Below are 15,097 nucleotides of genomic sequence, written 5' to 3'. Positions count from 1 at the left end.
GATTTTCTCACTCAACCCTGTTTAATTTTTTCTATTCAGCTATATGAAATTTCATATATTCAACCCAATTCTTTTCCAATTCCATAGAAAATTCAATTTTCTTTTAAGTATATTTATATACCTTAATTAATAATTAAATCCCTTTTAAATCTTCATAGATTGAAAAAAAGGCCAAATGATCTAACATTTAGCCCAATTAGATTTAATGAATACCCGCAATATCTTTTAGAATGGTGATAAAGGTATTTTTTTCTTGGTCACTGTATTTTGCAAATACTTCATTTTGATGCTCATCAGCTATATCAAATAAATAATGTGCGGTTTTTTTACCTTTATCCGTTAATTGGTAGAATTCTTCTGTTTCAACTAGTAGCTCATCTTTCTTAAGGATTTCCGCTGCTCTTTCTATTTCTCGCATAGGCATTGCTATATCACGTGGTAAATCATCTTTGCATGAACTTGCACCACTGCCTAGCACTAAAAGCATTCGAGCTTCACTCGTTCTAAAACCTGTGACTAATTGCTTTGGGATGTAATCATTTTGATAAAACTTGAATGCTCGACTCATGAGATAGGCAACATTATTATATAAGTTACCTTGATATAGTTGACCCAAATCATCAGTTTGGACTGGATTTGAATCTTTAATTCTTAACATTGGGTGTGGTGTTACTGCTGAGTACGCACCCTGGTGATATACTAATGGACTACGACCTTCATCTTGAAAATTAACGACCTTTCCAATAATAATCCAGTGATCCCCGCCTTCTACAATTTGAAATAATTCACATTCAAAAACAGCAGAGCAATTTTCCAGAACTGGAGCATTACCTACACCCAAACGGTAGTTTGCTCCTTCGAATTTATCAATATTGCGTTTAGCAAATTTATTCGATACCTCGATTTGAGATCCAGATAAAATATTGACTGCAAAATGACTAGAGTTTTTAAAAACTTCAAAACTGGTCGATTTTTTATCAATACTCCACAAGATTAAAGGTGGGTCTAATGAAACTGAGTTAAAACTATTGGCAGTTACACCCACTTTTTCACCTTGCGCATTTTGCGCTGTAATAATGGTAACCCCAGTTGCAAAATTACCGAGTGCTCTGCGGAATTTCATCGGATCAATAGCTTGTTCATCCGATTTTTGATAACTATTCATTCCCTTCTCCTGAATCCCAAAATGACCTTCCATGATGGCAATTCAACTATTAAATATCTAAAACTAATCTCGGTGTTTTTGATCGAGAACAACACACTAAAATCTGCTCATTACTTTCTTTTTCTTCGTCAGTAAAGTAGACGTCTCGATGATCGGGTTCGCCTTCAAGCACATCACACATACACGTTCCACAAACGCCCTGTTCGCACGATAACTCGACTTTAATCCCTTCTCGCGCTAAAGCTTGCAGAATAGTTTCCTCTGGAGCTACTTGAATCGTTTTACCACTTTGTTGTGCAACAACTTCAAAACCAGCGCCACCCAAATCAATATCTACCTGAAAATATTCTTTATGTAATTGATCGGAACTAAAACCCTTAGACTCAGCAAGATTAATAATCCAATCCATAAATCCATTAGGACCACAGGTATATAAATGTGAATCTTTGGCAATATCTTTCATTGCGTGATCAAAAAATTCACGATGATTTGCACCATCATCTTTAAAATGGAAAGTTGTATAACTAGCTAAGGGACCTTGCTTGATTTCATCTACAAATGCAGCGGTTTGTTTGGAAGCTGCACAATAATGCAATTCAAATGACTTATCGTTATTCAATAAATCATAAGCCATGGTAATTAACGGTGTAATACCAATACCACCACCAACTAAAATGCTGTGAGATGCATCTAACAATGGGAACAAATTTTTAGGATGGCTGACTTGTAGTTGCATCCCTTCAAAGATGTCATTAAACGCCGACAGTGACCCCCCTCTTGATGCTTCGTCTTTTAAGATCCCTAGTCGAAAAACGCCTTTTAAACTAGGATCTTGACATAGAGAATACTGACGGATTAGCCCATTAGGCAGGAATAGATCGATATGTGATCCAGCCTCGATTTCAGGTAATGGAGACTCAGTTGCTGAAATTAAATCTAAGACAACTACATTTTCCGCTTCTACTGATCTTTTATTGACAATTACGGAATATTTTTCGTTCATAGTTTTCCCCCTTTATGACTAAGCAAATGCTTAGCGCATAAATAGCCCTCCGTTAATATCCCATGTTGCTCCTGTCACAAAAGCTGCTTGTGGGGATGCTAACAAAGCACAAGTTTCAGCGATAAAACTCATACTGCCTAAAGCCTTGACAGGAATGTTATTGATAAACGCTTCCATTTTTTCATCTGAAACAACGCTGTGTACTATTGGAGACTCCATTGGTCCTGGTGCTACGGCATTTACCGTCACACCTTTAGCGGCAAATTCTTTTGCAAAAATTTTAGTCAAAGTTACGATTGCCCCTTTTGAAGCTGCATAATGCGCTCCCGTTGCAGTACCACCATTCTGACCAGCCAATGAAGCCATGTTGATAATTCGACCAAAGCCTTTAGATGCCATATATTGACCAATAATTTGGCATGACTGAAAGGTTCCTCGTTGGTTGACTTGTGTCACCCAATCAAAATCACTCGCAGTGATTTCAAGGACAGGAGTTGCTTTAGTTACTGTGGCGTTATTGATTAAAACATCCAACTTGTTGAAATGAGTTTCAATCCAACTCACTGCTTCTCTAAAGTCCTGCTCTACTGATATATCCAGTTTTAAGGGATACATTTGCGATGGATACTGACTCTCAGCTTTAGCACTTTCCGCTTTTTCTAAGGTACTTGCAGTTAAAATAACTTGATGCCCTTGTTCAGCAAAATATTCAGCAATCACATTACCTAAACCAGAGGCAGCACCAGTAACCAAAACAACTTGTGACATGGTCACCTCCTATAGAATGTAACTGATACCAGCTAAGGTATCTGTCGAATTGACTAGATTGATAATTTTACGGTCTATTTTGAGTTCGCCATTCTCTTGACGTATTAGCTCATAAATCACATCAGCAGTGTAATGACGCAAATTTTCTTTGCGGAACTCTCTTAAATTTTGTGCACAGCGTAAAATTATCTTGTGATCAGTTTCTTCAATAATTCGCACACGTGACAGGCTACGAACAGTATTGGCCTTGGGAGCTGTCGAGATTGCTTCACCATTTTCTAAACGCTCTACACGTAATTGACGCATGTGGTGATTGTCATATGCATAGTTCAAATGGTTTTCGTAATCTGTCAATGATGGATCAATTGGAATGATGTATTTGCCATTTTCATTCCATAAATTTAACCATGCTTGATACTCTGAATGATCTAACATGTCAGCTTCAGCCCAAATGAATGCTGTTACTTCGTTCAAAAGATTTAAATTAATTTTCATGCTCTTCCCCTTAAGCCGTCATCAACTTTTTCCATTGTTGGTAAGCGCCACGCATGCCTGTTTCAGCACTCACGTCACTCTTCAGACCATCTTCAGTTTTGACTTCTCCTGGTAAACCACGGTTCAACATGATCCAAAGATCATTGCCCGCATTTGCACCATGCTGTACACGCTCCCAAGCTTCCGCATCATCTGGCGTACCAAAACCGAAAGGACCTTGGAAATGTTCATGTAGACGTAGGCGATATTGGTTGGCAATTTGTGGTCCACCATCCATCGTAATCACTGAGTGGTGAATTTCAGTTTTATCTACCGCTAATGGTTGCATTACACGGAAGAACGCCATAGAACATGCAATGTTAGGGAAAATATTTAAGTTAAAGCCCGAACCACCGACAGCACGGCAAATTCGACGAACTTCAAGTTCCTCATGACCTTCTTCACGTAGCGCTTGGGCAAGTTCTTCAAAACGCTCTTGGATTGGTCGCTCCATCAACTCTTCATCAAGATCTACCAGTTCTGGAATCATCACCATCACGCTGTGACCATTTCCTAGATCTTCAACATAGCCTGGTTGATTTTCAAAGTTGAAAAGCTCTTCTGTTTTTTCGTCTACAGAACTTAAGAATGATTTATGAACCAATGGGAAATGATACGCGTCAGTTGTATTTTCCAACTGAATCTTCCAGTTACCTGGGAATGTAAAACGATGTTCACCTAATACTTTGACTGGATAACCTGCGCCTTGCTTCATGAATAGATCAATCCACTTTTTCGCAGCACCTAAAAAGTCTTCTAATGGCTCAATATCGTCTTTGAAGGTCGCAAAGATCATGCCGTTATATTCTTCTACACGTAGGCTGATCAGTGGAAATTCAGATTTATCTAAACATTCGCCATAACTTTCAGGTGAAGGAACGCCACGCAATGTACCATCCAAAGCGTAACTCCAACCATGATATGGACATACAAAGCTATTTGTTTTGCCTTTTTTATGCTCACAAACTGTAGCAGCACGATGGCGACAGCGGTTGAGTAAAACGTGGACTTTTTTCTTACGATCTCGTACAGCAACTACAGGTTGTTTACCAATATTAATCGTTTTATAACTTCCAGCATCTGGAATTTCACTTGCATGAGCAACCCAAACCCAAGTGCTGTAGAAAATTTTTTCCATTTCATCTTCAAAGATTTGTGCATCTTTATATAAAGAGGTATGTACTCGGTCACTTTGAACTAATTCATTGTAATCAATTTCAATATTTTGAACTGGTATTGCACTATTCATCATGTATTCCCTTATAACTGTTTATGCAACTCAACCGACTAAATTTGATTGCGGTACTGGTAACTCATCATCACTGGTCCAATGCGTTACTGGTCGACTGAAAATATTTTCTGTTTGGAAGTGTTTGATTTTCCAAATGCCATTATTTTGTTGCTTAAAACGGATTGTCAGTTTGGCTGCATTCAAGTGGCTTGCACCTGTTTTGAAAGTAGATGTTTGCAACATCAACCAGTGCCCAACAGCCACATCACCATCAATATAAATTTGTTCAGAATTCACAAAATGTGCATTCATAACAAAATGCGAGTCCTTCAGCGTGTATGTTTTAAACATGTCATATACTGCCTGCCAAGACTCAAGCCGACCAAATGACTGGGCGTATTTTTTCCCTACCCCCTCCCAAATACACTCAGGATCAAATAAATCCATCAGCGCTTCTAAATTTGTGTTTTGATTAAGTTCATCACAAATTTCCATATAGCGATTTAGGCAATTACGAATTTGATTCTGCGCTTCCAACTGTTGAAGACGTTGAAGAATGCTTTTGAGTTCATTAGAGTCGACCATATCGATATCCTTATCGTTGAATAATTAATTCACGACCAACTCTTGCTTCAACTTTGCAATACTTCCAAAGTTTATATGGACCTTCTCCGACCACAGTCGTACGGAATAAGTTACATGCAGCATGAACTGTTTCAATATCAGGTACATCAGCCAATAAATAGGTTGTCCAAGGCCAACCCGTACTTGCACCTACCATGCTTTGATCATCATCTAAGTTGCCGTATACATGCACGCCAGGTAAATCATGGATACCATTCCACATTTCACCAAATGCTGCCCATACTGCTTTTGCTTCTGCTGGCTCTGCATCAAAGAAGTTTTGGTTAATCCCCATACAGAACAATACGCGTAATGATTTTTTAGCTTCCATTTCGATTTCCTTCTTTTCGGTCATTTATAAATATCCAGGTGTCGGATTAAGCCCAAAGCTCATCGCACCAGCATTTTGTAAAGTTGCATCACCCATAAATGCATGCTGTGTAACGACATTCGTGTCATTCACAAAGCGACTAAATGGATGGTTGGTATAAATGGCAGTCATGCCAGCTAACATTTGCATTTTGCGGGTGACCTTTGCACAGACTCTTGCCGCATGTGTACAAGATAGACGCATATCACTAATTAAATGTGGCGCAGGTTTTCGTCCGTTGAGTACTTCTTCCCATACAATATCCATGGTGTTGTAGAACCATGTTCTTGCAGCTAGGAACTCAGCTTCAGCTTTCGCAAATTCGTACTGAGTGATAGGTCGATTAGCAATTTCTGCACCTCCAGTAATCGACGACTTACCTGGAGCTAATTTTCTAAATTCTTCCAATGACGCCGAGGCTACGCCAATTCCGACTACGGTGAGGACTTGAGTCGCCAAAGAGAGGGATGGATATTTGAAAAATGGTTCGCTGAGTTTAGATGGCTCACCCCGAACAAAAGTCCAATGCTCAGGTACAAGTACATTATCGACAATGAGATCGTGACTACCTGTGCCTTTTAAACCTACTGTATCCCACGTCATTTCAATTTGTGCTTTATGCGCTGGTAAAACAGCCATACGTGGTAAGCCATGAGATTCATTATCTTTGATCGGGGCAATGCCTACACCAACGATATCTGCACCTTTACAACCACTTGAGAATTTCCAACGGCCTTTTACAACTAAACCCTCATCGGTCACTTGAGCAGCTTGCGGTGGAAAAATTCCACCAGCAAAAACGATATCTGGACCATTTTTATAAAGTTCGGAAAGTGTCTCTTCAGGTAAACTCCCAAGATAAGCTGGGCTCATACCAAAACTTGCAACCCAACCTACTGATCCATCTGCTTTAGAAAGCCTTTCAATAAGTTCACAAAACGTACGCGGTGAAACCTCATCACCACCGAAACGTTTAGGAACTAAAGCACGATATACCCCAATTGATTTCAGTTTTTGAATAATGTCTTGACTCACGTATGCTTGTTCGTCGAATTCACCTGAACACGCTCGCTGTCTAATCTCTTGACATAATTCTTCAAGATCAATCAAGCTCTCAGTTTGATCTTTGGCTAAATTGCTCATTTGCCACCTCCTTGTGAATGCTTCGTAATATCGACAATGTGTTGTGCAATAGCACACAATTTTTCATCTTCACCATGCTTAGCGATTAATTGCATACCGACAGGTAAGCCATTTGATGTTTCATATGGAATCGTGAGCGCTGGATGGCCCGATAAATTAAATGGTCGCACGAGCTTAGTTAAATTGAGGAAAGCAACAGTATTTTCAGCTTCGTCTAATTTAGGTGGAAATTGAGGTAGTGTCGGCAGTATCAAGACATCAACGTTGTTGAGTAAATCATTGATCTGCTTTGTGAATTCAGTTCTGATTAATTCAGCATTTTCAACATCTTTTTGAGTGGTTTCAGATGCTTTTAATAAACGCTGCTGAACATCATTGGCTAGAAGTCCAGTTTGAGTAAGATCATGATATGCACCCCAAGTTTCATAATTAATGATCGACATACCTGCTTGATATGCTTCATCAATATTGTTTATGACTAGATTTTTTTGAGGTAAATCAATTTTTGTTAACTCAGCATCTAAGACATGCCAAATTTCAGATTCCGCTTCGACACGCAATATTCCTAATTGAATCTGCTGTTGATCAATTTGGATTTGTTTAAAAGTAGGATCAATGATTTGTATAGCAAGAATCAGATTATTGATATCTGATGCGAATGGCCCAACACAGTCTAAAGTGGTATCTTTTGGCCAAACCCCAACACGGCTAACACGCCCAAATGAAGGTTTTAAACCATACACTCCACAGCAAGCGGCTGGCATACGAATTGAGCCACCTGTATCTGTACCAATACTAAAGTCTGCTAGACCCGCCGCAACAGCTGCAGCCGAACCACTGGAAGAACCTCCAGGAATAAGCTTCGGATACTTAACATTTAAAGGTGTTCCGAAGTTTTTGTTTACTCCAGTTATACCGAATGCAAGTTCATGAAGATGAGTTTTTCCAATAATTTTGCAATCACTGTTGAGTATATTTTTTATAATTTCAGCGTGTGAGTTTGCAGGGCATGCTTCAACGCGCGCCTGAGTTCCAAGTGTCGTCACTTCATTTTGTATATCAATTGAGTCTTTAACCATGACTCTAATTTTTCCATCTCCTAAAGAGAGACTTCTAGATATAATATTCAATTCACTTTTCCATGTATTTTTATACTCAACATCAATATCTGAAAAATTAATGTATTTGTCAAGTTATTTTGAAATAAAATAATCTTTGTCTTTTTTCTTGTATAATCAATTATATTTTTTTAAGTTTAATTGCTGCTCATGTTAAAAAATTTTGAAAATTATTTGCCAAATAACGATCCCAAAAGTTTGGAAAATTTTCCATTTTTTTGGATATCTCAAGTTAATGGTAAGTATTCCCAATTGATTGATAAATCTTTAAAAAAAATAGGTCTCGATAATACAAAAAGAAAAATCATTTTGAGTACAAATGCTCTCGGTGAAGCCAATATCACTGAAATAGCAAATTTAGCAACAATCAAATTAACAACTGCAACTAAGGCAATCTATAGATTAGTCGAAGAAGGGATAGTTGAAGTTTTCTCATCCCCTCATGATGAAAGGATTTCTATGGTGAAGCTCACTGAAAAAGGATATGGTCTTGTGGATGAAATTAATCAGATCAATCGTGTTACTTTAGCTGGTATATTAAATTCTTTTGATGAACAAGAACTTGAGTCACTAAATTTACAATTAAAGAAAATATTCAATTTAATGCCAAATAGGTAAAAAGACTAAAATCTTTTTACCTACTAACGCTTATTTCATAATTTCATATTGTGGAATAAGCTGATTAAATCGCAAATTTTCAGCGAATTTTGATATGACATTTAGTTTATATTGATAAATATCCATACTTTCATATTTGTAAAAACCTGATAGTTCTCTAATGCCATTTCTATTTTCCATCATATTTTTTTTGATAATATCAGGGGCTTTGTAACGCTCACCAAGTTCTTCTCTCAAATACTCAGAAGCATGATACAAAATATCTCCTCCACCCCAATCGATAAACTCTAGCATACCTAACACTGAAAAACGCAAACCAAAACCTGTACGAATCGCTTTATCAATATCCTCAGCACTTGCTACGTGTTCTTCAACCATTCTTGCTGCTTCATTCATTGCCAATGCTTGAATTCTTGGAACAATGTATCCAGCAACTGCATTACAAATCACAGGGACTTTACCAATTGCCTCAAGTAATGTTTTTAGTTTTTCTACTGCTATATCAGCAGTATGCTCAGATCGGCTTAGCTCAACTAAAGGCATTAAATATCCAGGATTAAGCCAATGCGCATTAACAATACGTTCTGGATGAGAAATTAATTTTGCTATATCACTGACCAAAAAGGTCGAAGTCGTTGATGCCACAATACAGTTTTTAGAAATTAAGGGTTCCAACCACCGAAAACAGTGTTGTTTATGAGTCATTATTTCAGGTACACCTTCAATAATTAATTCACAATTTTTCCAATCAATAGTTTGATTATCTTTGAAATAGAAATGAATTCTTTCTTTTAATACTTTACATTGATCATTCACTAACATCCCGATATGTTCTAAGAGATGCAACTCTTGGTCGAGGCTGTCATTCCATTTTTGCAGAAATTCATTTTTTTCTGCTGGGTTTCGATCTTTTACGTCTACAAGTGCAATCTCAATTCCTACATATGCGAATGCGATCGCAATCGCATTACCCATTCTACCTGCACCTACAATAATAATATTTTTAATCATGCAGATTGCTCTCCGGAGTTCAACAGGTGTTTTAATTGTTGCTGTGTTAAATCAAATAACCCTAAATTTTCAAGAGTGCGACCCTCACTATACAAATCCCTACCAGTAATTGATGATGCGATATTCAGAAGCCCTTCAGCAATCGGCGTTTTGACTCCAACATACTTACCAACCGATACAATAAATGACAGGCCTAATCGTGTGTCTTCGAGCATATACCGATGTAAATGTAAATCTATTTTCTCGCGCCAATCGCCACTGTCAGTCAACTTACCATGTGCCCCCCTACCATACATCCACTCATCTCCTTCACCCTCTTTATTGTAATGATCTGCGAGTGGGAAATGCTGTTTCGAGTATCCCAATGCTTCACGAATATTCATTCGCTCTTGATCTAATAAGCTCGTTATTCTCCTCACTGAAGGTTGAGTACCTTCATTATGAATATCCCATACATCAAAATGTTCTAAAGGTGCAGCATTGAGCATAATTAATGGAGGATGAATAATGGGTCCTGCATTCATTAAAGCTCCACTCAAAGCATCCTCTATAGGCTCGATGCTGTCATAAGCTTGCTTTAATACTCTAATAGCATGATCTTTTAATTTTGCTGGATAGACCCCAGTAGGCAATCGCGTCGCATATACACTAATCACGATAGAATTCGGACTATGTTTTCTTACTAAATATGGCAAAGTACCCGTTTCAGCAAAAGCCACGTCAGACTTATTTCCAACTTTAAGCATTGCTTGAGCAAATAGGTATGTTCCAAAAGTACCTGGGGGTAAAAATACGACTTGACCAGATGTTAAGTAGGGTACTATTTCAATCGATAAATCTTCATGGCTTGTTGCGGGTAAAGGAATAATAATCAATTCAGCGTTTTCAATAGCTTTGGATAAATCAGTTTCAAGTTGGATTTTTTGATGTTCATCCCCAACAGATACTGTTCTAGTGCCACGAAAGTCTTTTACAGTAAGCTCACCATATTTCGCTAATTCTTTTAGTGAATCTCGATCTCTTCGCCATAATTTAACTTCGTGATTTTTTTCCGCCATCTCCACTGCTGATGCATAACATCCATGTCCACCGCCAAGAACCGTGATTTTCATTTTCTTCCCTTACATATTTATTGTGTATTGTGATAGTGGGAAAGATTCTTCTTTTTGCTCGCGTCAAAAAGCGGTACTGCTATTCGAATTACGAATTTATTTCTATTAATTTGTTTTGTTTCACGGTTTCTGAAGGCGTGCATCCATAACGTTTTTTATAAAGCCGAGTAAAGTGTCCAAAGCTTCTTACACCATGAGCATTGAAGATATCAATTATAGGCTGATCAACCTGAGTGTGTTTAAGTTCTTGATGAACTCGGTCCAATTTGATTGATGTCATGAAACTGAGAGGCGTTTGGTTCAAATAGGTATTAAATCCCTTTTGAAGCGTTCTTACCGAGACTTTTACAAGCCTCGCAACTTCCTCAATCGAGATTGCTTCCATATAATGTTGCTCAATCAAATGAGCTGCATTTTTGATATAACTTGGGATGAGTTGATATTTTTTATCTGCGATTCGTTCACTGAAATTATGTGGAATTTTGATCAGTAATAACTCAGTCAAATATGAACTAAAGCTATCAGAAATTTGCCACCAGTTTTCAATATTTGAATATGCAAAGCATAAGTAGTTCAGTGTTTCTAAAATTGAAATTCTTTCTTCAGATGTATAGGAAATGCCACTATCGAAAATAAGATTTTTTTGAGGGATATACCCCAACAAGCGATATAAAACAGTGTTGATCAACTCATGATCAATTTTTAATATGATATTTCTACATTTGGCTTGGAGTTCAATTCTATTTTCAAAATGAGGATGAGAAACTGTAAGTAATCCAGGACGTTGTTGATAAGTTGAATGATCATATTTGACTTTACATTCCCCTTCCAAATTAAATCTAAACAGATAACTTTGACACTCAGCACCAAAACTAATTTGAACTGGAGCATTGTAACTTAATTCAAATAGTGCAACTTGACCAAATGAAAACCCACTTAATTTTACTTCTAAAGATTCATCATTCAATACTTCAAATTGATGAGGGCACAAGTATTGTCCTATCACATCTTTAATCTGAAAATAATCTTTTGAAGACAATAAGTTGAATTTCTTTAAAAGTTTCAGATTCGATAAATACATGATAGGTGTACCCTCATTATTTTATTCAGACATGATTTATTTAGACTCAACTTGCAAACTATTTTCGAAGGCTTTACAACCCACTTTCAATAATACAAAGCACAATACGCATGATATTGCACCAACGATAGATATCGATGAACCGACCATTAAAGGATTTTCAAAAATACGATCCGTAATTAAAGCCACTAATGTGGTACCAATACCTAAAGCAATCAAATTACTGATGAGTAAAAAGATAGATGAGATTTGGGCACGTAATTGATTTGGCGAAAGCATTTGCATTGCTGTTGTTGAGATCGGCATTGGGAAAGAAGCGAAAAACATTGCAACAACCAACAATGTAACTGATAGCCATAATTCATTAACTTGTGAAAACAAAATCATTGGAATAATCAGACCTACGATTCCAATCACACCCACAAACATAGGCGAATCTTTTCTGCCTTTTTGAATAAAATAATCATTCATCCAACCAGCCGCAAATACACCTAAAGTATTTGAAATCAGTAACACGGCACCCAACATATAGCCCACTTCAGTAGCTGTCATATTGTAATGTCGTATGTAAAATGCAGGTGTCCAGCTAATTAAGCAAAACAATGCCATGGCATAAAAAGTAAATCCCAAATAATGACATGTAAATGTTTTTTTATGCTTTTTCAGGAATTTAAAAGTATCACTAAGCTTCACTTTTACTACGTTCCCCTGCGCATCGACCATTTGCCCTTTACGCTTAGGATCTTTAACAGTTAAAAGTACCAATATGCCAATAATGACTCCTGGTAAACCCACTAAAATAAACGCTACTTGCCATGCCTTTAACATTCCCAATAAGGGTACAGCGATAAGAGACATGTCCTTGAGTAATCCAATGACAAAACCACCTACTAAGAATGCGATTCCTCCACCAACAAAAGAACCAATCGAATAAATAGCGACAGCTCGACCCAATTTATCTTTTGCAAACATATCACTAAACATTGAATAGGCTGCAGGTGACAAAGCAGCTTCACCAATTCCTACTCCCATTCTGCTCAAAAACAACTGGATAAAGTTCTTACTTAAACCACATAAAGCTGTTGCAATGCTCCAAAATACAATCCCGGCAGCAATTAATTTTGGTCTTGAGAATCGATCTGCGATATAAGCCAGCGGCAGACCCATGAATGCATAAAATAAAGAAAAAGCTAGTCCATGGAGTAGACTAAATTGCGTGTCTGTTAAATTCAAATCTGCTTTTATCGGTTCAATCATCAAAGCCAAAATTTGACGATCGATAAAAGAAAATATATATGCAACCATGCAAAGTATTACAACATACCAAGCATAAATATCCTTCTTTTTTGCATCATTGCTCTTTAACTCGGAAATTTTTCCCATCGAAATCATCCTAAATATTTTATAGATCAGCGCTATCCCTATGACAAATCCATGCCAATTTATGCTGATTTATAAAATAAATATCACTTTTAACACTATTATTCTATTTATTTTTCCATTAAATATTACATATAAATAGGTATTTTATATTAATCTAATCTAAAAAAATTAGTTCATGCTCTTCAATTCGTCTAGATAATCTAATATTTGTTTGATGTATTCATTATTATCGATACTTCTATAGGCAACTGTAATTGGACTTTCAGCCTCATTATCTAGAATTGGTATAAATTTCAAATTTTTCATACCTATAGAGCATGCACTCTTTGGAATAATACACCCCCCCTCACCAGATGACACCATCCCCAATGCCATATGGATTTCTCTCGTCTCGATCAGATTTTGGGGAATTAAGTCAAGTTCAGAGAATATTCCTTGAACAAAAGTTGAGAAGTTTGGTTTAGGAGTATTTGGATATATATAAATATGTTCGTTGACCAATTGTGATAAATGTACTTCCTTAACATTTTGGGTCACTAATGTATGATCTTTGTGCACTGCTAAAAAAAGTTGCTCTCTTTCGATCACTATTCTTTTTATTGAAGGATCACTAATTCCTAATCGACCAAACCCAATATCAATTTTTCCCAATTTCAAAGCTTCTACCTGGTCCCTGGTTCCGCATTCCACTAATTCAACTTTTATATTTGCAATATGCTTTCTTAAATAATCAATGATCTCAGGTAATTTCCAATAAAAAAGCGAACCAACATATCCAATTCGTACCGTTGTATCTGTCACTTTATATCGATTTACCATCGATTTAGCATGTGCTGTTAAGGTCAGTATCTGTACAGCATATTGGTAAAAAAATTCTCCAACTTCAGTTGTTTTAATCGGTCTCATGCCTCTTTCAAATAATACGACACCTAACTCTGACTCTAAGTTTTTGATTTGTCGAGTAAGTGGTGGTTGTGCGATACATAACTTTTCAGCAGCTTTTGTAATACTTTTTTCTTCGACTACCGTAGCAAAATACTTTAATGTTCTTAATTCCATTGAAATTTCCTTAATCCATACTTTTTTAGTATTTTAATATACTACTTAACCTCTATTTTCAATACTTTATTTCAAATAAGGTATTTAGCATATATTAATGGAATATATTGCTGCATGTACAAAAATATTGAAACCTTGCTCGTTGAAATCCCGACGATCCGCCCACACAAGATGGCGGTCGCAACGATGCAAACTCAAACCTTAGTCCTCATTAAAATCGAAACTTCGGATGGTTTCATTGGTTGGGGCGAAGCAACCACCATCGGTGGCTTAGGCTATGGTGAAGAAAGCCCTGAAAGTATCAAAACCAATATCGATACTTATTTTGCTCCACTACTTAAAACTTTTACTGATCTCAACGTTGCTCAAATTATGCAAGTGTTGAAGAAGAATATTAATGGCAACCGTTTTGCAAAATGTGCCATTCAAACTGCTTTACTCGATATTCAAGCTCAACGTTTAGGCTTGCCGCTGTCTGAAGTGTTAGGTGGCCGTCTGCGTGACAGCGTCCCTGTGCTTTGGGTGTTGGCTTCTGGTGATACGGATAAAGATATCGCTGAAGCGAAAAAGATGATCGAAGCTAAGCGTCATAACTTCTTTAAATTAAAAATTGGTTCTCGTGCTGTAGAAGCAGATGTTGAGCATGTTCTCACTATCAAAAAAGCGTTAGGTGCTGATATTTCTATCCGTGTCGATGTGAACCGTGCCTGGTCTGAGTTAGAAGCGATCAAAGGTATTCAGCTTCTGCAAGATGGTGGTGTGGATCTAATTGAACAGCCATGTGCAATTGACAATATTGATGCCATGGAGCGTTTAACTCGTCGTTTTGATATTGCCATTATGGCGGATGAGTCATTGATGGGTCCAAGTACAGCTT

16 protein-coding genes are annotated in these 15,097 nt (G+C 37.2%); 2 read left to right on the top strand and 14 right to left on the bottom strand.

Annotated features, from left to right (window positions below):
• Positions 1-202: 202 nt before the first annotated feature.
• From AC1M9C_RS10710 to AC1M9C_RS10670, 9 genes are read right to left on the bottom strand one after another with little or no spacing between them, the layout of a single operon-like run.
• Complete coding sequence (locus AC1M9C_RS10710) at positions 203-1,165, bottom strand: p-hydroxyphenylacetate 3-hydroxylase reductase component (RefSeq protein WP_481953666.1); 963 nt, start codon at positions 1,163-1,165, stop codon at positions 203-205.
• A 49-nt stretch (positions 1,166-1,214) separates the two neighbouring features.
• Entirely contained in the window at positions 1,215-2,168 is a 954-nt protein-coding gene (locus AC1M9C_RS10705; protein WP_481953665.1) for a PDR/VanB family oxidoreductase, read from the bottom strand.
• 30 nt (positions 2,169-2,198) lie between these two features.
• The gene (locus AC1M9C_RS10700) at positions 2,199-2,936 is read right to left on the bottom strand and encodes an SDR family NAD(P)-dependent oxidoreductase (RefSeq protein ID WP_481587683.1); all 738 of its coding nucleotides are present in this window, start codon (positions 2,934-2,936) and stop codon (positions 2,199-2,201) included.
• Between the two features lie 9 nt (positions 2,937-2,945).
• Positions 2,946-3,431, bottom strand: a complete 486-nt coding sequence (locus AC1M9C_RS10695) for an aromatic-ring-hydroxylating dioxygenase subunit beta (RefSeq protein ID WP_092767687.1) — start codon at positions 3,429-3,431, stop codon at positions 2,946-2,948.
• 10 nt (positions 3,432-3,441) lie between these two features.
• Complete coding sequence (locus tag AC1M9C_RS10690; RefSeq protein WP_035266339.1) at positions 3,442-4,719, bottom strand: aromatic ring-hydroxylating oxygenase subunit alpha; 1,278 nt, start codon at positions 4,717-4,719, stop codon at positions 3,442-3,444.
• Positions 4,720-4,749: 30 nt separating this feature from the next.
• The gene (locus tag AC1M9C_RS10685; protein ID WP_481953664.1) at positions 4,750-5,286 is read right to left on the bottom strand and encodes a nuclear transport factor 2 family protein; all 537 of its coding nucleotides are present in this window, start codon (positions 5,284-5,286) and stop codon (positions 4,750-4,752) included.
• Between the two features lie 10 nt (positions 5,287-5,296).
• Positions 5,297-5,656 (bottom strand): hypothetical protein, encoded by a 360-nt coding sequence (locus tag AC1M9C_RS10680; RefSeq protein WP_035266405.1) that lies wholly within the window; start codon positions 5,654-5,656, stop codon positions 5,297-5,299.
• Positions 5,657-5,680: 24 nt separating this feature from the next.
• Positions 5,681-6,838: an acyl-CoA dehydrogenase family protein gene (locus AC1M9C_RS10675; RefSeq protein WP_035266336.1), complete on the bottom strand. Its 1,158-nt coding sequence runs from the start codon at positions 6,836-6,838 to the stop codon at positions 5,681-5,683.
• Positions 6,835-7,968, bottom strand: a complete 1,134-nt coding sequence (locus AC1M9C_RS10670) for an amidase (RefSeq protein WP_481610252.1) — start codon at positions 7,966-7,968, stop codon at positions 6,835-6,837. Before AC1M9C_RS10670 ends, AC1M9C_RS10675 begins: the two co-directional genes overlap by 4 nt.
• A 138-nt stretch (positions 7,969-8,106) precedes the next feature.
• Here AC1M9C_RS10670 and AC1M9C_RS10665 point away from each other — a divergent pair, with 138 nt between their 5' ends.
• Positions 8,107-8,574 carry a MarR family winged helix-turn-helix transcriptional regulator gene (locus AC1M9C_RS10665; protein WP_092767678.1) on the top strand — a complete coding sequence of 156 codons (468 nt, stop codon included), beginning with the start codon at positions 8,107-8,109 and terminating at the stop codon, positions 8,572-8,574.
• 30 nt (positions 8,575-8,604) lie between these two features.
• Here AC1M9C_RS10665 and AC1M9C_RS10660 read toward each other — a convergent pair whose 3' ends face one another.
• The 5 genes from AC1M9C_RS10660 to AC1M9C_RS10640 form a co-directional block, all read right to left on the bottom strand.
• Positions 8,605-9,591, bottom strand: coding sequence for a 3-hydroxybutyryl-CoA dehydrogenase (locus AC1M9C_RS10660; RefSeq protein ID WP_481953704.1), 987 nt, complete (start codon positions 9,589-9,591; stop codon positions 8,605-8,607).
• Positions 9,582-10,697 carry an NAD/NADP octopine/nopaline dehydrogenase family protein gene (locus AC1M9C_RS10655; RefSeq protein ID WP_481953663.1) on the bottom strand — a complete coding sequence of 372 codons (1,116 nt, stop codon included), beginning with the start codon at positions 10,695-10,697 and terminating at the stop codon, positions 9,582-9,584. The genes AC1M9C_RS10660 and AC1M9C_RS10655 overlap by 10 nt, the downstream gene beginning before the upstream one ends.
• Positions 10,698-10,785: 88 nt before the next feature.
• Positions 10,786-11,778, bottom strand: coding sequence for a helix-turn-helix transcriptional regulator (locus AC1M9C_RS10650; RefSeq protein ID WP_481587688.1), 993 nt, complete (start codon positions 11,776-11,778; stop codon positions 10,786-10,788).
• Positions 11,779-11,814: 36 nt separating this feature from the next.
• Positions 11,815-13,161, bottom strand: a complete 1,347-nt coding sequence (locus tag AC1M9C_RS10645; RefSeq protein ID WP_481953662.1) for a spinster family MFS transporter — start codon at positions 13,159-13,161, stop codon at positions 11,815-11,817.
• A gap of 168 nt (positions 13,162-13,329) precedes the next feature.
• Positions 13,330-14,220: a LysR family transcriptional regulator gene (locus tag AC1M9C_RS10640; RefSeq protein ID WP_035266330.1), complete on the bottom strand. Its 891-nt coding sequence runs from the start codon at positions 14,218-14,220 to the stop codon at positions 13,330-13,332.
• Between the two features lie 114 nt (positions 14,221-14,334).
• On the opposite strand from AC1M9C_RS10640, the gene AC1M9C_RS10635 reads away from it, so the two are divergent.
• Positions 14,335-15,097 (top strand): muconate/chloromuconate family cycloisomerase (locus tag AC1M9C_RS10635; protein ID WP_481953661.1); only part of this gene is annotated, 763 nt, incomplete at its 3' end.

Source organism: Acinetobacter sp. 24-47-39 (genome assembly GCF_056783825.1).
Note: the sequence above shows the minus strand (reverse complement) of the source record. Positions and strands in the feature narration are given on the sequence as shown.